Origin of the sequence: Pseudomonas sp. B19125 (assembly GCF_044218855.1) — a bacterium.
Lineage (GTDB): Bacteria > Pseudomonadota > Gammaproteobacteria > Pseudomonadales > Pseudomonadaceae > Aquipseudomonas > Aquipseudomonas edaphica.
The window spans coordinates 2,263,656-2,284,931 of record NZ_CP162589.1; the positions used below are offsets into that span (position 1 = coordinate 2,263,656).

Annotated in this window: 22 protein-coding genes and 1 riboswitch; of the genes, 18 read left to right on the forward strand and 4 right to left on the reverse strand. The window is 61.7% G+C overall.

The window, feature by feature from the left end; genetic code table 11:
• Positions 1 to 185: 185 nt before the first annotated feature.
• From AB4P96_RS10385 to purM, 3 genes are read right to left on the reverse strand one after another with little or no spacing between them, the layout of a single operon-like run.
• Entirely contained in the window at positions 186 to 899 is a 714-nt protein-coding gene (locus AB4P96_RS10385) for a DUF3108 domain-containing protein (protein ID WP_017134879.1), read from the reverse strand.
• An 8-nt stretch (positions 900 to 907) separates the two neighbouring features.
• Positions 908 to 1,558, reverse strand: a complete 651-nt coding sequence (gene purN / locus AB4P96_RS10390) for a phosphoribosylglycinamide formyltransferase (protein WP_017134880.1) — start codon at positions 1,556 to 1,558, stop codon at positions 908 to 910.
• Positions 1,558 to 2,616, reverse strand: a complete 1,059-nt coding sequence (purM, locus tag AB4P96_RS10395; protein WP_017134881.1) for a phosphoribosylformylglycinamidine cyclo-ligase — start codon at positions 2,614 to 2,616, stop codon at positions 1,558 to 1,560. The genes purN and purM overlap by 1 nt, the downstream gene beginning before the upstream one ends.
• Before the next feature lie 355 nt (positions 2,617 to 2,971).
• Between purM and AB4P96_RS10400 the strand changes: the two genes are divergently transcribed.
• From AB4P96_RS10400 to AB4P96_RS10420, 5 genes are all read left to right on the forward strand, one after another.
• Entirely contained in the window at positions 2,972 to 4,012 is a 1,041-nt protein-coding gene (locus AB4P96_RS10400; protein WP_170039162.1) for a DUF2066 domain-containing protein, read from the forward strand.
• Between the two features lie 53 nt (positions 4,013 to 4,065).
• Entirely contained in the window at positions 4,066 to 5,139 is a 1,074-nt protein-coding gene (locus tag AB4P96_RS10405; protein ID WP_026013513.1) for an AI-2E family transporter, read from the forward strand.
• Between the two features lie 203 nt (positions 5,140 to 5,342).
• Positions 5,343 to 6,047 carry a DnaA regulatory inactivator Hda gene (gene hda, locus AB4P96_RS10410; RefSeq protein ID WP_017134884.1) on the forward strand — a complete coding sequence of 235 codons (705 nt, stop codon included), beginning with the start codon at positions 5,343 to 5,345 and terminating at the stop codon, positions 6,045 to 6,047.
• Between the two features lie 213 nt (positions 6,048 to 6,260).
• On the forward strand, positions 6,261 to 6,905 hold the full coding sequence (locus AB4P96_RS10415; protein WP_017134885.1) for a C40 family peptidase: 645 nt from the start codon (positions 6,261 to 6,263) through the stop codon (positions 6,903 to 6,905).
• 144 nt (positions 6,906 to 7,049) lie between these two features.
• A complete protein-coding gene (locus AB4P96_RS10420; RefSeq protein WP_017134887.1) occupies positions 7,050 to 7,589 on the forward strand; it encodes a C40 family peptidase in 540 nt (179 codons plus the stop codon).
• Between the two features lie 138 nt (positions 7,590 to 7,727).
• On the opposite strand, the gene AB4P96_RS10425 is transcribed toward AB4P96_RS10420, so the two are convergent.
• Positions 7,728 to 9,041, reverse strand: coding sequence for a sorbosone dehydrogenase family protein (locus tag AB4P96_RS10425; RefSeq protein ID WP_176991400.1), 1,314 nt, complete (start codon positions 9,039 to 9,041; stop codon positions 7,728 to 7,730).
• A 99-nt stretch (positions 9,042 to 9,140) separates the two neighbouring features.
• Positions 9,141 to 9,392, forward strand: a riboswitch (cobalamin riboswitch).
• 77 nt (positions 9,393 to 9,469) lie between these two features.
• Between AB4P96_RS10425 and cobO the strand changes: the two genes are divergently transcribed.
• From cobO to AB4P96_RS10490, 13 genes are all read left to right on the forward strand, one after another.
• On the forward strand, positions 9,470 to 10,081 hold the full coding sequence (gene cobO / locus AB4P96_RS10430; RefSeq protein ID WP_010208674.1) for a cob(I)yrinic acid a,c-diamide adenosyltransferase: 612 nt from the start codon (positions 9,470 to 9,472) through the stop codon (positions 10,079 to 10,081).
• Positions 10,078 to 11,475, forward strand: a complete 1,398-nt coding sequence (locus tag AB4P96_RS10435) for a cobyrinate a,c-diamide synthase (RefSeq protein ID WP_186617154.1) — start codon at positions 10,078 to 10,080, stop codon at positions 11,473 to 11,475. The genes cobO and AB4P96_RS10435 overlap by 4 nt, the downstream gene beginning before the upstream one ends.
• Positions 11,472 to 12,122: a 5,6-dimethylbenzimidazole synthase gene (bluB, locus tag AB4P96_RS10440; RefSeq protein WP_169984844.1), complete on the forward strand. Its 651-nt coding sequence runs from the start codon at positions 11,472 to 11,474 to the stop codon at positions 12,120 to 12,122. The genes AB4P96_RS10435 and bluB overlap by 4 nt, the downstream gene beginning before the upstream one ends.
• Positions 12,119 to 13,027 (forward strand): adenosylcobinamide-phosphate synthase CbiB, encoded by a 909-nt coding sequence (cbiB, locus tag AB4P96_RS10445; RefSeq protein ID WP_017134891.1) that lies wholly within the window; start codon positions 12,119 to 12,121, stop codon positions 13,025 to 13,027. The genes bluB and cbiB overlap by 4 nt, the downstream gene beginning before the upstream one ends.
• Entirely contained in the window at positions 13,020 to 14,009 is a 990-nt protein-coding gene (cobD, locus tag AB4P96_RS10450) for a threonine-phosphate decarboxylase CobD (RefSeq protein WP_017134892.1), read from the forward strand. Before cbiB ends, cobD begins: the two co-directional genes overlap by 8 nt.
• Entirely contained in the window at positions 14,006 to 15,457 is a 1,452-nt protein-coding gene (locus tag AB4P96_RS10455) for a cobyric acid synthase (RefSeq protein WP_170039154.1), read from the forward strand. The genes cobD and AB4P96_RS10455 overlap by 4 nt, the downstream gene beginning before the upstream one ends.
• A 478-nt stretch (positions 15,458 to 15,935) precedes the next feature.
• Positions 15,936 to 16,457: a bifunctional adenosylcobinamide kinase/adenosylcobinamide-phosphate guanylyltransferase gene (gene cobU / locus AB4P96_RS10460; RefSeq protein ID WP_099548861.1), complete on the forward strand. Its 522-nt coding sequence runs from the start codon at positions 15,936 to 15,938 to the stop codon at positions 16,455 to 16,457.
• On the forward strand, positions 16,454 to 17,509 hold the full coding sequence (cobT, locus tag AB4P96_RS10465; RefSeq protein ID WP_395600745.1) for a nicotinate-nucleotide--dimethylbenzimidazole phosphoribosyltransferase: 1,056 nt from the start codon (positions 16,454 to 16,456) through the stop codon (positions 17,507 to 17,509). Before cobU ends, cobT begins: the two co-directional genes overlap by 4 nt.
• The gene (cobC, locus tag AB4P96_RS10470; RefSeq protein ID WP_017134896.1) at positions 17,506 to 18,081 is read left to right on the forward strand and encodes an alpha-ribazole phosphatase family protein; all 576 of its coding nucleotides are present in this window, start codon (positions 17,506 to 17,508) and stop codon (positions 18,079 to 18,081) included. Before cobT ends, cobC begins: the two co-directional genes overlap by 4 nt.
• Before the next feature lie 2 nt (positions 18,082 to 18,083).
• Entirely contained in the window at positions 18,084 to 18,812 is a 729-nt protein-coding gene (locus tag AB4P96_RS10475; protein ID WP_395600746.1) for an adenosylcobinamide-GDP ribazoletransferase, read from the forward strand.
• A gap of 42 nt (positions 18,813 to 18,854) precedes the next feature.
• A complete protein-coding gene (locus tag AB4P96_RS10480) occupies positions 18,855 to 19,259 on the forward strand; it encodes a MarR family winged helix-turn-helix transcriptional regulator (RefSeq protein WP_017134898.1) in 405 nt (134 codons plus the stop codon).
• Between the two features lie 64 nt (positions 19,260 to 19,323).
• Positions 19,324 to 20,523, forward strand: a complete 1,200-nt coding sequence (locus AB4P96_RS10485) for an MFS transporter (protein ID WP_169985254.1) — start codon at positions 19,324 to 19,326, stop codon at positions 20,521 to 20,523.
• Positions 20,524 to 20,672: 149 nt separating this feature from the next.
• On the forward strand, positions 20,673 to 21,221 hold the full coding sequence (locus AB4P96_RS10490) for a glutathione peroxidase (RefSeq protein ID WP_017134901.1): 549 nt from the start codon (positions 20,673 to 20,675) through the stop codon (positions 21,219 to 21,221).
• Positions 21,222 to 21,276 lie beyond the last annotated feature (55 nt).

Genomic DNA, 21,276 nt, shown 5'->3' on the forward strand with positions numbered 1-21,276 from the left:
GGATGGGCTTAAAGTCTTGTGGTGACCGTGTTGGCCCTATCGCAGGCAAGCCAGCTCCCACATTTGAAATGCATTCACCTGTGGGAGCTGGCTTGCCTGCGATAGCGGTAGTGGTTTCAACACAAAACCTCCAGGCGAAAAAAAGCCCCGCATTCAGCGAGGCTCTTTTTAATCACATCACGGTATCAGCTACCTTTGATAGCCTGGCCATCAACGGTACCGTCCTGCAGCATGATGTTGTATTCCTTGCCGTCGGTTTCCACCTGGCGCAAGGCTACCAAAATGCCGCCCAGGTCCTTGGCAAACCACATCTGGGTGATGCGCTTGCTTTGCGTCGGGTCACGTACACGTTCAACCTTGATCGCATCGATGGCGCCGACCTTGGTCTGGACCTTTTCCGGGCCGATTACGCGGAAGTCGTAGGTGTCGGTGTCGGTGCCTTCAACGACGATGTAGCTCATGCTCTTCTTGCCGGCCGCCACATCGCGTTGCAGTGCCAACTGGTAAGTCGACTTGTCGAGCATGCCGCTTTGCAGGGCGACGTTGACCGGGTCTTTGTTTTCAAAGCCGGTGACTTTCTTGGCCGTCTGGTCGAAGTCCAGGTTGATCTTCTTCGACTTGCCCAGGCCGCCACGCTCGAAGCTGTAGCTCACGGGCTGCAGGGCATCTTTGTCGAGACGGATAACGCTGGTCTCGGTGAGGCTGGCGATCATCATGGACGCCTTGAAATTCAAGGTCCACGAGCCATTGTCATTCTTGACCAGGCTGCGCTCGGCCGAGCCGCTCATGGGCAACTGCTTCCAGTCGGCGGTGTAGCTGGCGGAGAACGGGTGAAGGTCTGCTGCTTGCACAGCGGGCAAGGCGAACAGCGCAAAAGCGAAGAGCAGGGCGCGACGCATAAAATCTCCTAGGTTCGAATCAAGTGGCCGCTGGCCGCGAGTAACTGACCGTCCAATAATGCACCCTGTTCGCCGAGAATCAATCGTCCCTCGGCAAACCAGCGAACAGCCAGCGGGTAAATCCTGTGTTCCTGGGTGTGAACCCGTTGCGCAAGTGTCTGCGCCGAATCTGCAGACTCTACCGGAACCACTGCCTGTACGACCAGAGGCCCGCCATCGAGTTCCTCGGTGACAAAGTGCACGCTGCAGCCATGCTCCGTGTCGCCGGCCTCAAGGGCGCGTTGGTGTGTGTGTAACCCTTTGTATTTGGGCAGCAGGGACGGGTGAATATTGAGCAGGCGCCCTTGGTAGTGCCGCACGAAATCGGCGCTGAGGATGCGCATGAAACCGGCAAGCACCACGAGTTTGGGATTGAAGGCGTCGATCAGTTCGATCAAGGCGCTGTCGAAGGCCTCGCGACCTTCGAAAGCCTTGTGATCCAGGGAGCGGGTGTCGATACCCGCGTCCCTGGCGCGTTGCAGGCCGTAGGCGTCGCTGCGGTTGGAGATCACCGCAGCGATGCGCACCGGGCTATCGCCGGTGCGCGTGCTGTCGATCAGGGCCTGCAAGTTACTGCCGGTGCCGGAGAGCAGCACCACGACATCACAGGTCTCAGGCATCAGTGAGCCTTGAGGTTCTTCAGTTCAACCTGGGCCGCGCCTTCTGGAGCGGTTGCGATCTGGCCGATAACCCAAGGCTGCTCGCCCGCTTCACGCAGTACGTTCAGCGCGGTTTCAACGTGCTCTTGAGCCACGCAGATAACCATGCCTACGCCGCAGTTCAGCACGCGGTGCATTTCGGTTTCGTTGACATTGCCTTGCGCTTGCAGCCAGTCGAACACGGCAGGACGCGTCCAGCTTGCCACGTCGACAATCGCCTGTGCGCCTTTAGGCAGCACGCGCGGGATGTTGTCCAGCAGGCCACCACCGGTGATGTGGGCCATGGCTTTGACGGCGCCGGTGTCCTTGATCAGCTTGAGCAAAGGCTTCACGTAGATGCGGGTCGGGGCCATCAGCAGGTCGGTCAGCGGCTGGCCGTCGAGCTGGGTATTCTCGATGTCGGCGCCGGACACTTCGATGATCTTGCGGATCAGCGAGTAGCCGTTGGAGTGCGGGCCGGACGATGGCAGGGCGAGCAGGGCGTCACCGGCTGCGACTTTGGAACCGTCGATGATTTCAGCTTTTTCGACAACACCGACGCAGAAACCGGCCAGGTCGTAGTCTTCGCCTTCGTACATGCCTGGCATTTCAGCGGTTTCGCCGCCGACCAGAGAGCAACCCGACAGCTCGCAGCCGGCGCCGATGCCGGTGACCACTTGAGCAGCGGTGTCCACGTTCAGCTTGCCGGTGGCGTAGTAGTCGAGGAAGAACAGCGGCTCTGCGCCACACACCACCAGGTCGTTGACGCACATGGCAACCAGGTCAATACCGATGGTGTCGTGCTTGTTCAAGTTCAGCGCCAGGCGCAGCTTGGTGCCCACGCCGTCGGTGCCGGACACCAGCACAGGCTGCTTGTAGCCGGCCGGGATTTCGCAGAGGGCGCCAAAACCGCCCAGGCCGCCCATGACTTCGGGGCGCGCAGTGCGCTTGGCGACGCTCTTGATGCGTTCGACCAATGCTTCACCGGCGTCGATGTCTACACCGGCGTCCTTGTAGCTCAGGGAGGGTTGCTTGCTCATGATCCAGGCCTTTAGGGGGGATTTCTGGGTAACGACCGAGCCGGCAGGCGCTTTTGGTAAAAGGCCCAGCCGCTGACGGTCTGCGAAGGCGCGCGATTTTATCAGGCTTGAGGGGCAGCGGCCATCCTCGGGCCGACGGGCAGGGCCATATAGGTTAAAAAAGCCGGTTAAAAAAATGCTAAACGTGCCGGTAATGGCGTGTATTAAGGTATAGCCTTTAACCCGCTATCGTTATGACAGTACAAAAACTGCCATGACCCTGTGAATGTTTTACCGGCTGCTGTGGTCACAGCCTTGCCAAGCCGAGTTCACGCGGTCTGTTCCAGCCGCTAAATTTGTCGTTCGGGAATCTTCCATGCGTCTGTGTAATTTCTTCTTTGTAGGCTGCTTGTCGTTGGTCAGCCTGGCGAGTCATGCCGAAACCCTCAATGGCCTTTATCAAGTACTTGAACCGGTTGCCAGCCAGTCGCCCCAAGAGCGTGACCAGGCCACCCAGCGCGCGGTGCAAACCCTGGTTATCCGCCTGACCGGCGATGCCAAGGCTGCCGACGGCCCAGGCCTGGCGGCGATTCGCAAAGACCCGCAGCAAATCATCAGCCAATACGGCTACGACGCCGGCCCGCCGGAAAGCCTGCAAGTAGACTTCGACCCTGTGAGCACTGATCGCGCATTGCGTGAGGCCGGCCTGTCGATCTGGGGCAGCAATCGGCCGTCGATCCTCGGCTGGTGGCTCAACGATTCCACTGACGGCAGCAGCCTGGTCGGTGATGGCCAGGCGATAGCCGGTGCACTGCGCCGTGCCGCACAACACCGCGGCTTGCCGTTGCGTTTGCCCTTGGGTGACCTGGATGAGCAGGTCGTCGCCACTGCACCGAATCTGGAAAGTGCCGATGCCACGCCCTTGCGCGCCGCCTCCGAACGCTACGGCGCCGACGCGTTGCTGGCCGTGCACGCGCGCCAGGAAGGCAGCCAGTGGCAGGCCAAATGGCGCCTGTGGCTGGGCGACAAAAGCGAGCAGGGCACCGCCCAGGGCGCTGACACTGGCGCGGTGGCCGATGCCGTGATGTTGGCGGTCAGTCAAAAACTGGCACCGCGTTTTGCCGTCAAGCCAGGTGTGAGCACCGAACAGTTGCTCGAAGTGCAGGGCATGAATCTGGAGCGCTATGCCGCTTTGGGCCATCTGCTCGAACCCTTCGGCGCTCAACCGCAGTTGGTAGATGGCAATCGCATTGTGTACCGGGTCAACGGCAGTGCCGATCAGTTGCGCACTCAGTTGAGCCTGGCCAAGTTGCAGGAAGTGCCTGCGGGCGAAGCGCCGGTTCAACCGCCGGTAGCCGATGGTACGCAGCCGCCGGCTGCCCCGGAGCCCCAGGCGCAGTTACGTTTTCGTTGGTAGGTGATCTTCCTTCTATATAGATAGAAGGAAACAAATGATAGATGGAGTGGTTTATGGCGGATACGCGTCGTTGGGTGTGGCTTGGTGGGGTTGTCCTGCTGTGCGTTTTTGTGTTCTTGCTGCATTCGATCCTGACGCCGTTCCTGGTGGCGTTGCTGCTCGCCTATCTGTTCGATCCCGTGGTGGATCGACTGGAGAAAATCGGCATGTCGCGCACCTGGGGTGTGGTGACGGTGTTTGCGCTGTTCACATTGATCATCACGGTGCTGGTGTTGGTGTTGGTGCCGATGCTGGCCAAGCAGCTGTTCCGTCTCTATGAGCTGGCGCCGCAAATGCTCGACTGGTTGCAGCACACTGCGATGCCGTGGGCTCAGGCCAAGCTGGGGCTGGCGGATGGCTTCTGGAAGTTCGACAAGGTCAAGGCCGCGATCAGTGAGCATATGGGCCAGACCACCGACATTGTCGGTGTGGTGCTCAGCCAGGCCACGGCCTCCAGCCTTGCATTGATCGGCTGGCTGACCAACCTGGTGCTGATCCCGGTGGTGGCGTTCTACCTGCTGCGTGACTGGGACATCATGATGGCCAAGATCCGCAGCCTGCTGCCACGCAATAACGAAGAGCGCATCGTTTCCCTGGCACAAGAGTGCCATGAGGTGCTCGGCGCGTTTGTACGCGGTCAGTTGCTGGTAATGCTGGCGCTGGGGATCATCTATGCCGCCGGCTTGATGGCGATTGGTTTGGAGCTGGGACTGTTGATCGGCTTGATCGCCGGCTTGGCCGCCATCGTGCCGTACATGGGCTTTGTGATTGGCATCGGCGCCGCGCTGGTGGCCGGGCTGTTCCAGTTTGGCGGCGACCTGTACCCGATGCTTGGGATCGTGGCGGTATTCATGGTCGGCCAGGCTTTGGAAGGCATGGTACTGACGCCGTTGCTGGTGGGTGACCGCATTGGCTTGCACCCGGTAGCGGTGATCTTTGCGATCCTGGCGGGTGGTGAGCTGTTTGGCTTTACTGGCATCTTGCTTGCGCTGCCGGTGGCGGCGGTGATCATGGTGTTGGTGCGCCACGTCCATGATCTATATAAGGATTCGGATGCGTATACCGGGGTTGAAGACCCGGACCTGTAACCGTTTCGCAACAAACCCGGCCTAAGCCGGGTTTGTTGTTTCTGGGGCGGGGTGTCAAACAAATTGCGCAAATCGCCCCAAGTTAACGCAAACCTTTGATTTTGCTTGTGGTCTGCTGCATTGTGCGCCCGGCTTCACGGGTATAAACTTTGCAAACTTTACACAGAGGCCACTAACGGTTCGTTTGGAGCCGTTCAGTCAGCATGAAACCGATTCAGCTGCCCTTGGGTGTGCGTCTGCGTGACGACGCCACCTTTATCAATTACTACCCAGGCGCCAATGCCGCTGCACTCGGCTATGTCGAGCGGCTCTGCGAAGCCGACGCCGGGTGGACTGAAAGCCTGATCTATCTGTGGGGCAAACACGGCGTGGGGCGTACCCACCTGTTGCAGGCCGCGTGCCTGCGCTTCGAGCAGATGGGCGAGCCGGCGGTTTACTTGCCGCTGGCTGAGCTGATGGACCGTGGCATCGGCATCTTCGACCACCTTGAGCAATACGAACTGGTGTGTCTGGATGACCTGCAGGCCATCGCCGGCAAGGCAGATTGGGAAGAGGCGCTGTTTCACCTGTTCAACCGCCTGCGTGACAGCGGCCGGCGCTTGTTGATTGCTGCGTCCACCTCGCCGCGTGAGCTGCCGGTGAAACTGGCTGATCTCAAGTCACGCCTGACCCTGGCGCTCATCTTTCAAATGCGCCCACTCTCCGACGAAGACAAGCTGCGTGCCCTGCAATTGCGTGCATCGCGTCGTGGCCTGCACCTGACCGATGAGGTCGGGCACTTTATCCTTACCCGTGGCACCCGCAGCATGAGCGCGTTGTTCGATTTGCTCGAACAGCTCGATCAGGCCTCGCTGCAGGCCCAGCGCAAGCTGACCATTCCGTTTCTCAAGGAAACCCTCGGCTGGTAGCCAGCCCTTGTCCAGTGGGGTTTTCGGCAACTTCCAGGCGCCAGAAAACCTGCGTTTGGGCCGGTTTGGCCACGCAACAGGCATGAATAGGGTGTTAAGGGCTTAGATGTCATAGTCCAAACCAGAAGTCACATAGATCACGATTGAATTTGCAAATCGATGTGATAGAGGGCATAGTCTCGACTTCTTTACACATCAGCCACGGTCGTGCCCATGCTAAATCGCTTTGCACCCCTCGTGCCTCTCGCACTCGTTACCCTGTTGTTTGGTTGCGCCACCCACACTCAAAACGTGGCTGAGCAGCAAAAACCACAGGTTCAAAATCAGGCAAAGTTCGTTGCAGCGCAGTCTTCTACTGTCTATGAAGAAGCTCTTTATAAAGAAGAGCAGGCTACTGAGAAAGAACTGGCTGCCTTCGCCGGCAACAAGCCTTACCAGCTTCCCGTTCTGGCCGACAGCATCCTCGAACGCGGCATGTCCCTGATCGGTACCCGTTACCGTTTCGGCGGTACCTCTGAAGCCGGTTTCGACTGCAGCGGCTTTATCGGCTACCTGTTCCGTGAAGAAGCCGGCATGAACTTGCCACGCTCGACACGCGAAATGATCAACGTGGATGCACCGTTGGTCGCACGCAACAACCTCAAGCCCGGTGATCTGCTTTTCTTTAGTACGGCAGGCCGTGGTCGTGTAAGCCACGCCGGTATCTACTTGGGCGATAACCAGTTTATCCACTCCAGCAGCCGTCGCAGTGGCGGTGTTCGAGTCGACAACCTGGGTGACAGCTACTGGAGCAAAACCTTCATCGAAGCCAAGCGCGCCCTCGCCATGGCCCCGACTACGGTTACCGCTAGTAAGTAAAGTTAAAGTGATACTTGAAGTTTGACGCGTAAGCGCTAGAATCCCTGGACATTGTTGTAATCCGTTCGCGCGAGCTTTGCTTGCGCGTTCTGGTTTTCAGCGTTCGGCAGCGAAAGCCGCATCCAGATCAGGATTGTTCTGCCCATGTCGACCTCAGCCCGCCTCATTCTTCTTGTTTGCGCCGCGCTCCTCAGCGCCTGCGCAAGCCGTCCACCGCCGCCTGCGCCTGTCGCGGTCAAGCCCAGGCCGGTGTTCAACTATTCGACCCAAAATTTCTCGCCAGCTGCCGAAGACGTGCTCTTCCGTGCGCTGGGCCTGGTCGGCACGCCTTACCGTTGGGGCGGCAACACCCCGGACTCCGGGTTCGATTGCAGCGGCCTGATCGGCTTTGTGTACCGTGACGCCGCCGGCATCAGCCTGCCGCGCACCACCCGCGAACTGATCGTGATGCGCGCTCAGGATGTGAGCGAAAACAACCTGCAAACCGGCGACCTGATCTTCTTCGCCACCGGCGGCGGCTCGCGAGTAAGCCACGCAGGTATCTACGTGGGTGAAGGGCGATTCGTACACGCCCCGCAAACGGGCGGTACGGTGAAGTTGGACACCTTGTCCAAGGCCTATTGGCAGAATGCCTACCTGAGCGCCAAGCGCGTGTTGCCGGCAAGCCTGGCGCGTAATCCTTAAGCCACTCGGGCCCAAGTGTCTGAGCCGGCTTGTGTGGGAGCTGGCTTGCCTGCGATTCAGGCGGCTCGGTCTGTCAGTTAAACCGAGGCGATTCCATCGCAGGCAAGCCAGCTCCCACATGGGCCCCATACAAGGCAGTTACTTAACCGCCGACACCCGCCACACCTTATTCCCCACATCATCGGCCACCAGCAAATCCCCTTGCTGATCAATCACCACGCCCACCGGCCGGCCCATGGCTTTTTCGTCTTTATTGAGAAACCCGGTCAGCACGTCCACCGGCTGCCCCTTGGGTTGCCCACCCTCGAACGGCACGAAGATCACCTTGTAGCCACTGTGCGGTTTGCGGTTCCACGAACCATGCTGGCCAATAAAAGCGCCGTTGCTGAACTGTGCCGGGAGTTTACTGCCCTCGGCAAACGTCAACCCAAGGGACGCGGTATGCGGCCCCACGGCATAGTCCGGGGCGATGGCCTTGGCGACCAGGTCGGGGTTTTGCGGTGAGACCCGCACGTCCACATGTTGGCCGTAGTAACTGAAGGGCCAGCCATAAAACGCGCCATCCTTGACCGAGGTGATGTAGTCCGGCACCAGGTCGCTGCCGATTTCGTCGCGCTCGTTGACCGCCGTCCACAGCTTGCCGCTCTGCGGTTCCCAGGCCATGCCATTGGGGTTGCGCAAACCGGAGGCAAAGATACGGTGCTGGCCCGTGGCGCGGTCGACCTCCCAGATCGCCGCTCGGCCTTCCTCCGCCGCCAGGCCATTCTCACCGACATTGCTGTTGGAGCCGACACTCACATACAACCTGCTGCCGTCCTTGCTGGCCACCACATTTTTGGTCCAGTGGTGGTTGATACTGCCGCCCGGCAGGTCGATCACCTTGGTGCCGGCCTCCTTGATCGCGGTTTCACCCGGCTGGTAAGGGAAGCGCAGCAGCTTGTCCGAATCGGCGACGTACAGGTCGTTACCCACCAGGGTCATGCCAAACGGTGAATTGAGGTTCTCCAGAAACACCGTGCGCGTCTCGGCCACGCCATCATGGTCGGCATCGCGCAGCAGTGTGATGCGGTTCGGGCTCGGCACGCCCGCGCCCGCGCGGCCCATGACCTTCTCCATCACCCAGCCACGAATGCCCGTGGCGTCTTCCGGTTTGGGTGGCGAATTGGTTTCGGCTACCAGCACATCCCCGTTAGGCAAAACGTAGAGCCAGCGCGGGTGATCCAGGCCTTCGGCAAATGCCGCTACTTGAGTCCCGGCAGCGGCTGTCGGCTTGGCACCCTCCGGCCAGCCGATCGCCGGGGCGATGTTTACGGTGGGGATCAGGGTTTTGTTCGGCTCCGGCAGGTTGGGCGATGGCCCGGTGCCGTCCGAGACCTGCAGGGTAGAGCTTTCACCGCAGGCGGCGAGGGTGCCTGCCAGCATGATCAGTAAGGCGAGTCTGGTTTTGTACATGGTTTTCTCCTTAATACCTGTAAAGGTAGAGAAGCGCGGCAGTCGGATGGTTCAAGTGCAAGGCCAGCTTTAATTGACGCTCCACCCCCAACCCACTAACCTTCGCGGCTTGTTCCAGGTGCTCTGTGGCCCATGTGCCGACAGAGTGAAACAGGGAAGCCGGTGAGTGAGCGCGTTTGTACACAGCGCAGCCGCAATTCCGGCGCTGCCCCCGCAACGGTAAATGAGTCAAAACGGTGCCTTTTGCCACTGTATCCGCGTGATATGGGAAGGCGCGCCGTTGGCCTGCTCGCGCTATCAGCAGAGCGCCACTCATGAGCCCGGAGACCGGCCTGGATCATCCAACAGCATCACGGTGGGCGATGCTTGGCTGTCTGTTTTTCTTTTTCCTGCCCGCCGTTTTTGTCCAGCCCCAACGGAGAGCTGCCATGACTGATTCCCCCGACCGCGACGAACGCCACCTGGCGCGCATGCTGCGCAAAAAAGCCGTGATCGACGAGCGTATCGCCAATTCCCCAAACGAATGCGGCTTGCTGCTGGTGCTGACCGGTAACGGCAAAGGCAAAAGCAGCTCGGCATTCGGCATGCTCGCCCGCGCCATGGGCCACGGCATGCAGTGCGGCGTGGTGCAGTTCATCAAGGGGCGTAACAGCACCGGCGAAGAGTTGTTCTTCCGGCGTTTCCCCGAGCAAGTGCGTTTCCATGTAATGGGCGAAGGCTTCACCTGGGAAACCCAGGACCGCCAGCGCGACATCGCCGCCGCCGAAGCCGCCTGGGCAGTTTCCCGCGAATTGCTGCAAGACCCGTCCATCGGCCTGGTGGTGCTGGACGAGTTGAACATCGCCCTCAAGCACGGCTACCTCGATCTGGACCAGGTGCTCAGCGACCTGCAGGCCCGCCCACCCATGCAGCACGTTGTGGTGACTGGCCGTGGCGCCAAGCCTGAACTGATCGAAATGGGCGACACCGTCACCGAAATGGGCATGCTCAAGCACGCGTTCCAAGCCGGTATCAAGGCACAGAAGGGCGTCGAACTTTGAATCAGCCCCGTCATTGCCCAGCCGTATTGATCGCCGCACCGGCGTCCGGCCAGGGCAAAACCACCGTCACCGCCGCGCTCGCCCGCTTGCACCGCAACCTGGGGCGCAAGGTGCGCGTGTTCAAATGCGGGCCGGATTTTCTCGACCCGATGATCCACGAGCGCGCCAGCGGTGCGCCGGTGTATCAGTTGGACATGTGGATGGTGGGCGAGCAAGAAAGTCGCCGCTTGCTGTGGGAAGCAGCCGGCGAGGCTGACCTTATTCTCATCGAAGGCGTAATGGGGCTGTTTGACGGCACACCGTCGAGCGCCGACCTGGCGCGGCACTTTGGTGTGCCGGTGCTCGGGGTCATTGATGGCACCGCCATGGCCCAGACCTTTGGTGCCTTGGCCTTGGGCCTGGCGCGCTACCAGCCGGACTTGCCATTCGCCGGTGTGCTGGCCAATCGCGTTGGCACCCTGCGTCATGCGCAGCTGCTCGAGGGCAGCCTCACCGAAGGCCTGCGCTGGTATGGCGCGTTGTCCCGTGAAACCGGGATTGAATTACCGAGTCGTCACCTGGGCCTGGTGCAAGCCAGTGAACTCAATGACCTCGATGCGCGCCTGGACGCCGCAGCCCAGGCGCTGGGCAGCAGCTGCGAAGTGGCGCTGCCGCCGCCGGTGACGTTCGCCGCGCCGCAACTGACTGAGGCTGAGCCGCTGTTGGCCGGTGTGCGTATTGCCGTAGCCCGTGATGAAGCCTTCGCTTTTACCTACGGCGCCAGCCTGGATCTGTTGCGGGCAATGGGCGCTGAGCTGAAGTTTTTCTCGCCGATCCATGATCACCAATTGCCCGACGCCGACAGCCTGTACTTGCCCGGCGGCTATCCCGAATTGCATCACCAGGCACTGTCTGAAAACACCCGGATGCTTGCGGCTATTCGCACCCATCATGCGGCTGGCAAACCACTGTTGGCTGAATGTGGCGGCATGCTCTACCTGCTGGATTCGCTCACCGATGTGGACGGCGCCCGTGCCGAACTGGTCGGCCTGCTGCAAGGCGATGCGGTGATGCAAAAGAAACTTGCCGCCCTGGCCCTGCAAAGTGTCGAGTTGCCCGAAGGCGTGCTGCGCGGCCATACCTATCACCATTCCCTGACCAGCACCGAATGGCAGCCGATTGCCCGCGGCCTGAGCCCCAATGGCGGGCGCGGGGCGGAGGCGGTGTATCGGCAGGGGCGGATGACGGCTTCTTATGTGCACTTTTATTTTCCGTCGAATCCAACGGCGGTGGCCGCACTCTTCGCGCCGAGCATTGAGACCGCTATCGCAGCGATGCGGCGACCCGATAAGCCAGCTCCCACAGGGGAATGCATTGCAAATGTGGGAGCGGGCTTGCCCGCGATAGGGCCATGACGGACAACGCCTATCCCCAAGCCGACCGCGACGCCGTCTACCGCGCCATCGCCGAACGCCGCGACATGCGCCACTTCACCGGCGGCACGGTCGCGCCCGAATTGCTGCACCGCCTGCTCCAGGCCGCACACCAGGCGCCCAGCGTGGGCTTGATGCAACCCTGGCGGTTTATCCGCATCAGCGACCGTCAACTGCGTGGGAATATTCAGCAATTGGTGGAGGAAGAACGCGTGCGCACCGCCGAAGCCCTGGGCGAGCGCTCCGACGAATTCATGAAGCTCAAGGTCGAAGGCATCCACGACTGCGCCGAAGTATTGGTGGCCGCATTGATGGACGACCGCGAGCGCCATATTTTTGGCCGGCGCACCTTGCCGGAGATGGACATGGCGTCGCTGTCCTGCGCGATCCAGAATCTCTGGCTGGCCGCCCGTGTCGAGGGCATTGGTATGGGCTGGGTCTCGCTGTTTGAGCCACAAGCCCTGGCCGACCTGCTGGGCCTGCCGCCCGGCGCCAAACCCCTGGCCGTGTTGTGCCTGGGCCCGGTGGCCGAGTTCTACCCGGCACCGATGTTGCAACTCGAAGGCTGGACCGAACCACGGCCGCTGAGTGACATGTTGTATGAGAATGTGTGGGGAGTGAGTCAATGAGTGTGGCCTTGCTGTGTGTCGCTGCGGTGGCGCTGGATGCGCTACTGGGTGAACCCAGGCGCTGGCATCCGCTGGTGGCGTTCGGCAATTTCGCCGGGCGCATCGAGCAACGTTTCAACACCGGTGGCCGTGGCTGGCGCAGCCACGGCGTGACCGCATGGTTTATCGCCGTGGTGCCGCTGACACTGCTGGCGACCGCGTTATCGTGGGCGCCCTATATCGGCTGGGTCCTGGAAATCCTGGCGCTGTACCTGGCGCTCGGCATGCGCAGCCTGGGTGAACATGTGATCCCGGTTGCGCAGGCGTTGCGCAGCGGTGACCTGGATGAAGCGCGCAAACGTGTGAGTTATCTGGTCAGCCGCCAGACCAGCGAGCTGGACAGCACCGAAGTCGCCCGCGCCGCCACCGAGTCAGTGCTGGAGAACGGCAGCGACGCAGTATTTGCCGCGTTGTTCTGGTTTGTGGTCGCCGGTGTGCCGGGCGTGGTGCTGTACCGCCTGAGCAACACTCTCGACGCCATGTGGGGCTATCGCAACGAACGCTTCGAGCGCTTCGGCTGGGCAGCGGCCAAGATCGACGATGTGCTCAACTATATTCCTGCACGGCTGGTGGCGCTGACCTACGCCGTTTTAGGCAAAACTCGCTTGGCGCTCAGATGCTGGCGCACCCAAGGCCCCACCTGGGACAGTCCCAACGCGGGTCCGGTGATGGCGGCCGGGGCGGGCGCCCTGGGCGTCGAGCTGGGTGGCGCGGCGATCTATCACGGCGAGCTGCATCAGCGTCCGCAGTTGGGCGAAGGCCCGGCCGCCGATGCCGACGCCATCGACCGTGGCTGGCAACTGGTGCAGCGTGGCGTTTGGTTATGGCTGTTGATCCTCTGCGCGGGGGCGCAATTGTATGCTTGAGCACGGTGGGCGCCTGCGTAAGGCGGTGATTGAATACGGGATTGCCGAGGCCGATTGGCTTGACCTGTCCAGCGGCCTCGCGCCCTGGCCCTGGTCGATCCCGGACATCCCGCTGCGCGCCTGGGCGCGTTTGCCGGAAGCCGACGACGGCCTGGAAAAGGCCGCCTGCGACTATTACGGTGCCGCCCACCTGCTGCCGGTGCCGGGCTCCCAGGCCGCGATCCAGCTGCTGCCGCGTCTGCGCCGCTCCGGCAAGGTTGGCGTGTTGTCGCCCTGTTACGCCGAGCACGCCGAAGCCTGGCGCCGCGCCGGGTATGTGGTGCGCGAAGTGCAGGAGCAGGAAGTCGACTTCTTTCTCGACAGCCTTGACGTGCTGGTGGTGGTTAACCCCAACAACCCCACCGGCCTTAGCCTGAGCCCGCAACGCCTGCTGGACTGGCACGCGCGGCTGGCCCAACGCGGCGGTTGGCTGGTGGTGGACGAGGCATTCATGGACGTCACACCAGAGCTCAGCCTGGCCAGCCACACCCATCATGTCGGCCTGATTGTATTGCGCTCGTTCGGCAAATTTTTCGGCCTGGCCGGTGTGCGCCTGGGCTTCGTGCTGGCTGAGCGCCGGTTGCTGCGGCTGTTGGCCGAGCAGGTTGGGCCGTGGGCCGTCAGCGGGCCGACCCGCGTGCTCGGGCAAGTGTGCCTGCGTGATACCGCCGGGCAGGTTCGTCAGCGTGAGCGCTGTGTCGAAGCGGGCCGGCGCTTGTTTGACCTGCTCGAACGCCACGGCTTTCAACCCCACGGTGGCTGCGCCCTGTTCCAGTGGCTGATCACCCCGCACGCCGAACGCATGCATGAATTCATGGCCCAGCGCGGCATTCTGCTGCGCCTGTTTGTCCACGACAGCAGCCTGCGCTTTGGCTTGCCCGATACCGAGGCAGATTGGCTGCGACTCGACGAAGCCCTGGCTGTCTACAAGGAAGCACCATGAGTACGCTGATGGTGCAAGGCACCACCTCCGACGCGGGCAAAAGTACCCTGGTGACCGCGCTGTGTCGCTGGCTGGTGCGCCAAGGCATCGCGGTGGCGCCGTTCAAGCCGCAGAACATGGCGCTCAACAGTGCCGTGACCGCTGAAGGTGGCGAGATCGGCCGCGCCCAGGCGGTGCAAGCCCAGGCCGCCAACCTGGCGCCACACACTGACATGAACCCGGTGCTGCTCAAACCCAACAGCGACACCGGCTCCCAAGTCATCATCCATGGCCGCGCCGTGACCAGCATGAACGCCGTGGCCTATCACGACTATAAAGCCATCGCGATGCAGGCGGTGCTGGCCTCTCACACACGCCTGAGCGCGGCTTACCCGGTGGTGATGGTGGAAGGCGCGGGGTCGCCCGCCGAGATCAATCTGCGCGCCAATGACATTGCCAATATGGGTTTTGCCGAGGCTGTGGATTGCCCGGTGCTACTGATTGCCGACATCAATCGCGGCGGCGTGTTCGCCCACCTGGTCGGCACTCTGGAATTGCTTTCGCCAACCGAACAGGCGCGGGTCAAGGGCTTCATTATCAACCGTTTTCGCGGCGATATCGCCTTGCTGCAGCCTGGCCTCGACTGGTTGGAAGCGCGCACCGGCAAGCCCGTGGTGGGCGTACTGCCCTACGTGATGGACCTGCACCTGGAAGCCGAAGACGGCATCGACCAGCGCCAGATCGACAAGGCCGCCCAAGTGCTCAAGGTGGTGGTGCCGGTATTGCCGCGCATCAGCAACCACACCGATTTCGACCCGCTGCGCCTGCACCCGCAGGTGGATTTGCAGTTTGTCGGGCCGGGCCAGCCGATTCCGCCTGCCGACCTGATTATCCTGCCGGGCTCCAAAAGCGTGCGCAGTGACTTGGCCTATTTGCGCGCCAACGGCTGGGACACTGCCGTGGCGCGGCACTTGCGTTATGGCGGCAAGGTGCTGGGGATTTGCGGCGGCTTGCAGATGCTCGGCGAGCAGCTGCATGACCCGCTCGGGCTGGAAGGGCCGGCTGGCTCCAGTGAAGGCTTGGGGCTGTTGGCGTTCAGTACGACGCTGGAGGAAGAGAAGCAGCTGCGCAATGTGCGTGGGCGCTTGTTGCTGGAAGATGCCGAGGTCAGTGGTTATGAGATCCACGCCGGCGTGACTTGCGGTGAAGCGCTGGCGAACGCCGCCGTGCGGTTGGATGACGGCCGCAGTGACGGCGCCCAGAGTGCCGACGGGCAGATTCTCGGCACCTACCTGCATGGCCTGTTCGAAAGCCCCGCGGCGTGCAGCGCCTTGTTGCGCTGGGCTGGGTTGCAGGATGTGCAGGAGGTGGATTACCACGCCTTGCGCGAGCGCGATATCGAGCGTTTGGCGGACCTGGTGGAAAATCATCTGGATACCGCGTTGTTGCGCAAGCTATGCGGGCTCTGACGGTGTACACCCAGTCCAAATGTGGGAGCTGGCTTGCCTGCGATGGCGGTTTGTCGGTGTACATATCCCTCAGCTGGGTAACGGCCACTTATGGTTCCGCTCTTACAGCGGGTCACTTTTGTAAAGACACAAAAGTAACCAAAAAGTCTTCGCCCCACCACTCGGCACCTCGCCTGGGCTCGGTGTACCCGAACGCAGGCTTGAATCCGTGGGCCGCCGCGATGGGCCATCCTTGGCCCAGCGCGGCTAACCCGGCGTCCTGCCGGGTTACCCACGGATTCAAACCTGCGTTCGGCCAGCGTGGTTTAACGGGGCGACTGAGATCAAAATCAAAAGCCAGATCAAAAGCAGATCTGCCTTTCTGTGGGAGCTGGCTTGCCTGCGATGGCCATGGCTCAGCCACTGCATGCCTACCTGACTCACCCCACTTGCCGCGGCACACCTCAACCTCTCCACCCGCCGAACAAGGTGCCACCCCATGCATCAATTAATCCTCGGCGGTGCCCGCTCCGGCAAAAGCCGCCTGGCCGAAAAACTTGCCAGCGACAGCACCTTGCCCGTCATCTACATCGCCACCAGCCAGCCGCTGGATGGCGAGATGAGCGCGCGCGTCGCGCATCACCGTGCGCGGCGTCCCGATCATTGGGGCCTGATTGAAGAACCCATCGAGCTGGCCCGCGTACTGCGCGAAAACGCTGCTGCCGATCGCTGCCTGCTAGTGGACTGCCTGACCCTGTGGCTCACCAACCTGCTGATGCTCGAAGACCCGGCGCGCCTGGCGCTGGAGCGCGATCAATTGCTGCAAACCCTGGCTGCACTGCCGGGTGAAATCATTTTTGTCAGCAACGAGACCGGAATGGGTGTCGTGCCGCTGGGCGAATTGACTCGCCGCTATGTGGATGAAGCCGGTTGGCTGCATCAAGCCTTGGCCGAGCGGTGTCAGCGTGTTGTCCTGACGGTTGCCGGCCTGCCCCTGACTTTGAAAGGTACTGCGTTATGACTGACACCTGGTGGCTCAACCCTTGTAAGGCTGTCGACGCCTCAGCGTACGAACAAGCGCTGGCGCGCCAGCAACAGCTGACCAAACCGGCCGGTTCGCTCGGCCAGCTCGAAGCTGTAGCGGTGCAACTGGCCGGCCTGCAAGGCCAGGTCAAACCGTTGGTGGACCAAGTGTGGATCGCCATTTTTGCCGGTGACCATGGCGTCGTCGCAGAAGGCGTGTCGGCGTTTCCCCAGGAAGTGACCGGGCAGATGCTGCACAACTTCGTCACTGGCGGCGCAGCCATCAGTGTGTTGGCACGTCAGCTGGATGCGCAGCTGGAAGTGGTCGACCTCGGCACGGTGACGCCCTCGCTGAACCTGCCCGGAGTGCGTCACCTGAACATCGGCGCGGGCACGGCGAATTTCGTCAACGGCCCGGCCATGACTGAAGCTCAGGGCTGCCTGGCGCTACAAGCCGGTCGCGATAGCGCACGCCGTGCATTGGAACGCGGCGCCCAGCTGTTTATCGGTGGTGAAATGGGCATCGGTAATACCACCGCCGCCAGTGCCTTGGCCTGTGCGCTGCTCGATTGCAAGGTCAGCGACCTCACAGGCCCGGGCACCGGTTTGAACGCCCTGGGCGTCAGCCACAAAGTGGCAGTTATCGAGCGCGCACTGGCGCTGCATGCCGGACAGCGCGATGACGCATTGCACACCCTGTTCAACCTCGGCGGGTTTGAAATCGCCGCGCTGGTCGGTGCCTATCTGGCCTGCGCACAAGAAGGCATCGTCGTGCTGGTGGACGGGTTTATCTGCACCGTCGCCGCACTGGTCGCCACGCGCCTGAACCCGGCGTGTCGAGAGTGGCTGGTATTCGGCCATGGTGGCGCCGAGCCGGGCCATCGTCACGTACTGCAAAGCCTCAACGCCGAACCCTTGCTGCAACTCGGCCTGCGCCTGGGCGAGGGCAGTGGTGCGGCGCTGGCGGTGCCGTTGCTGCGCCTTGCGTGTGCGCTGCACGGGCAAATGGCGACATTCGCCGAAGCGGCCGTGGCAGACCGCCCGGCATGACCTTGCACCTGGACCTGTTGCGCCACGGCGAAACCGAGCTGGGCGGCGGCCTGCGCGGCAGCCTCGACGACGCGCTCACCGACAAGGGCTGGGCGCAGATGCGCGCCGCCGTAGCGGAGCAGGGGCCGTGGAATCGCGTGATCAGTTCGCCGTTGCAGCGTTGCGCGCTATTCGCCCAAGAGTTGGGCGCACGCCTGAGTGTGCCGGTGAATCTGGAAAAAGACCTGCAGGAGCTGCACTTCGGCGCGTGGGAAGGGCATAGCGCAGCGGCGCTGATGGAAACCGACGCTGAAGGGTTGGGGCTGTTCTGGGCCGATCCCTACAGCTTCACCCCCCCTGAGGGTGAGCCGGTCAGCGACTTTTCACACCGTGTCCTCAGCGCCGTCTCGCGCTTGCACCAGGCTTATGCTGGTGAGCGCGTGTTGCTGATCAGCCACGGTGGCGTGATGCGTCTGCTATTGGCGCGAGCGCGAGGTTTGCCGCGCGAGCAGTTGTTGAATGTCGAGGTCGGCCATGGTGGGCTGTTCAGCCTGCACGTGGCTGCCGATGGTGTGTTGAAAGAAGGAACCTGACGATGCTGCCGTTCTGGATTGCCCTGCAATTTCTCAGCAGCCTGCCGATTCGTTTGCCGGGCATGCCGCAGCCTCAAGAGCTGGGGCGTTCGCTGCTGTTTTATCCCGTGGTCGGGCTGTTGTTCGGCGTGCTGTTATGGGCGCTGAACAGCGTATTGGCGGGCGCGCCGTTGTTGCTGCATGCCGCCTTATTGCTGACCGCGTGGGTGTTGCTTAGCGGTGGTTTGCACCTGGACGGCCTGGCGGACAGCGCCGATGCCTGGCTCGGTGGTTTTGGCGACCGCGAGCGCACCCTGACCATCATGAAAGACCCGCGCAGCGGGCCGATTGCGGTGGTTACCCTGGGCTTGGTGCTGTTGCTCAAGTTCACCGCGCTGGTGGCGTTGATCGAGCAACGTAATGGCGCGGCATTGATCCTGGCGCCATTGATCGGGCGGGCGTCGATGCTGGCGCTGTTCCTTACCACGCGCTATGTGCGTGCAGGCGGTTTGGGTCAGGCGCTGTCGGACCATTTACCGCGGGTTGTCGGCCAACAGGTGCTGATCCTCAGTGGCCTGGCCTGCATCCTGATCGGCGGTTTCAGCGGCGGCATGGCTGTTCTGCTGGCGGCGCTGTGTTTTATCGGCCTGCGCCAATTGATGGTCAACCGGCTGGGTGGCACCACCGGCGACACAGCTGGCGCACTCCTGGAGTTGCTGGAAGTCGCGGTGTTGATCGGTTTGGCTCTGTAACACTTTCTTGCATTTCCTTAATCGCGGGTATATACACGTTCCATGCTTGCCTCCCAATGTTTATGCACCAACCTGCGACGTGCCGCCCGTGGCGTCAGCAGGCATTACGACGGCGCTCTCGACGGCTTCGGGATCAACGTCGCCCAGTATTCTTTGCTGTGCAACTTGCAGCGTCTCGACCAACCGAGCATTTCCAGCCTGGCCGACGCCATGGGCCTGGATCGCAGCACCTTGGGGCGCAACTTGCGGGTGCTGGAAGGCGAAGGCCTGGTGCAGTTGGTCGAGGGTGATGACTTGCGCAACCGCCTGGTGCTGTTGACGCAAGCCGGCGAAGAACGGCTGGCTGCGGCGTTGCCGGCGTGGGAAGCGGCGCAGCAAAAATTGATTGATCAGTTAGGCGCCGAAAAGCGCGAAACCTTGCTGGCCTTGCTGGATGAACTCGCCTGAGCGCGGGTTTGTTCGATTACAAGCGGGTATATACCCGCGAGCGGAGAATAAGAACATGACCTCGATGTGGCGCACCAGTGGTTGGATCCTTGTGGGGAGTGCGCTGATCCTGGCGTTGTCCTTGGGCGTGCGGCACGGTTTCGGCCTGTTCCTGGCGCCGATGAGCAACGAATTTGGCTGGGGGCGCGAGACGTTTGCCTTCGCCATCGCGCTGCAGAATCTGATTTGGGGCCTTGCGCAGCCGTTCACCGGCGCCCTGGCCGACCGTTTCGGCGCGACCAAAACGGTGTTCGTCGGCGGCGTACTGTACGCCGTGGGCCTGGTGTTGATGGGCATGTCCGATTCGGCGTGGTCATTGTCACTAAGTGCCGGCTTGCTGATTGGTATCGGCCTGTCGGGCACCTCGTTTTCGGTGATTCTCGGCGTGGTGGGCCGCACCGTACCGCCGGAAAAACGCAGCATGGCCATGGGCATCGCCAGCGCCGCAGGCTCTTTTGGTCAGTTCGCCATGGTGCCCGGCACATTGGGCTTGATCGGCTGGCTGGGCTGGTCGGCCGCCTTGTTGGCGCTGGGGCTGATGGTGGCGCTGATTCTGCCGCTGGTGGCGATGCTCAAGGACAAGCCGCTGCCGGTGGTGACTGGCCAGCAAACCTTGCGTGAAGCCTTGAAGGAAGCCTGTTCCCATTCCGGCTTCTGGTTGCTGGCATTCGGCTTTTTTGTGTGCGGTTTCCAGGTGGTGTTTATCGGCGTGCACCTGCCGGCGTATCTGGTCGACCAGCATTTGCCGGCCACGGTGGGCACCACGGTGCTGGCCTTGATCGGTCTGTTTAATGTATTCGGCACCTACACCGCCGGCTGGCTCGGCGGGCGCATGTCCAAGCCGCGCTTGCTTACCGGCCTGTACCTGCTGCGTGCGGTCGTCATTGTGTTGTTCCTGTGGGCGCCGGTCACCGAAATCACGGCCTACCTGTTTGGCATGGCCATGGGCTTTTTGTGGCTGTCTACGGTGCCGCTGACTAATGGCACCGTCGCAACCTTGTTTGGTGTGCGAAACCTCTCGATGCTCGGTGGGATCGTGTTCCTGTTCCACCAAATCGGGTCGTTCCTCGGCGGCTGGTTGGGCGGGGTGGTCTATGATCGAACCGGCAACTACGATTTGATCTGGCAGGTGGCGATTCTGCTGAGCGTGCTCGCCGCCGCGCTGAACTGGCCGGTGCGCGAGCGGCCGGTGGCGCGCTTGCAGGCGCAGATGGAGGCGGCATGAGTGTGACGGCACGGTGTTTGACGGTAGCGGCGCTGGTCGTGCTGATGCTGCTGGCCTGGTGGGGCTGGCAGCGTGGTGGGCTGGCGTTGATGCAACTGGGTATGTCGATCTGTTAAGTTCGTGGTCTGGAAATGTTAAGGACTCACGACATGCAGATGCGCTGGCTTGCAGTACCCGTCCTGATGGCCATTGGCAGTGTTGCCATGGCCGCTGATTGCCCACCGTTGCTTGAGGGCCAATTGCCCAAGCTGCGCGCCAAGGAATCCATCGATTTGTGCCAGCGCTTTGCCGGCAAACCCCTGGTTATCGTCAACACCGCCAGCTTCTGCGGGTTCGCGCCACAGTTCAAAGGCCTCGAAGCCTTGTACCAGCGCTACAAGGGCCAGGGGCTGGAAGTGATTGGCGTGCCGTCCGATGACTTCAAGCAGGAAGCCAAGACCGGTGAAGAGACCGCCAAGGTCTGTTACGTGAATTACGGCGTGACCTTCACCATGACCGAACCGCAAAAAGTCAAAGGACCGGATGCGGTACACCTGTTCAAGGTGCTGGCGCAGCAGACCAGCGCGCCGAAATGGAATTTCTACAAGTACGTGGTCGACCGCCAAGGCAAGGTAATTGCCAACTTCTCCAGTTTGACCAAGCCGGACAGCCCGGACTTGATCAAGGCAGTGGAAGAAGCCTTGGCTTCCAAACCCTGATCGTCGGCGATTAAAAAGCCCCGCCTCCTGTGCAGGAGAGCGGGGCTTTTTTAGA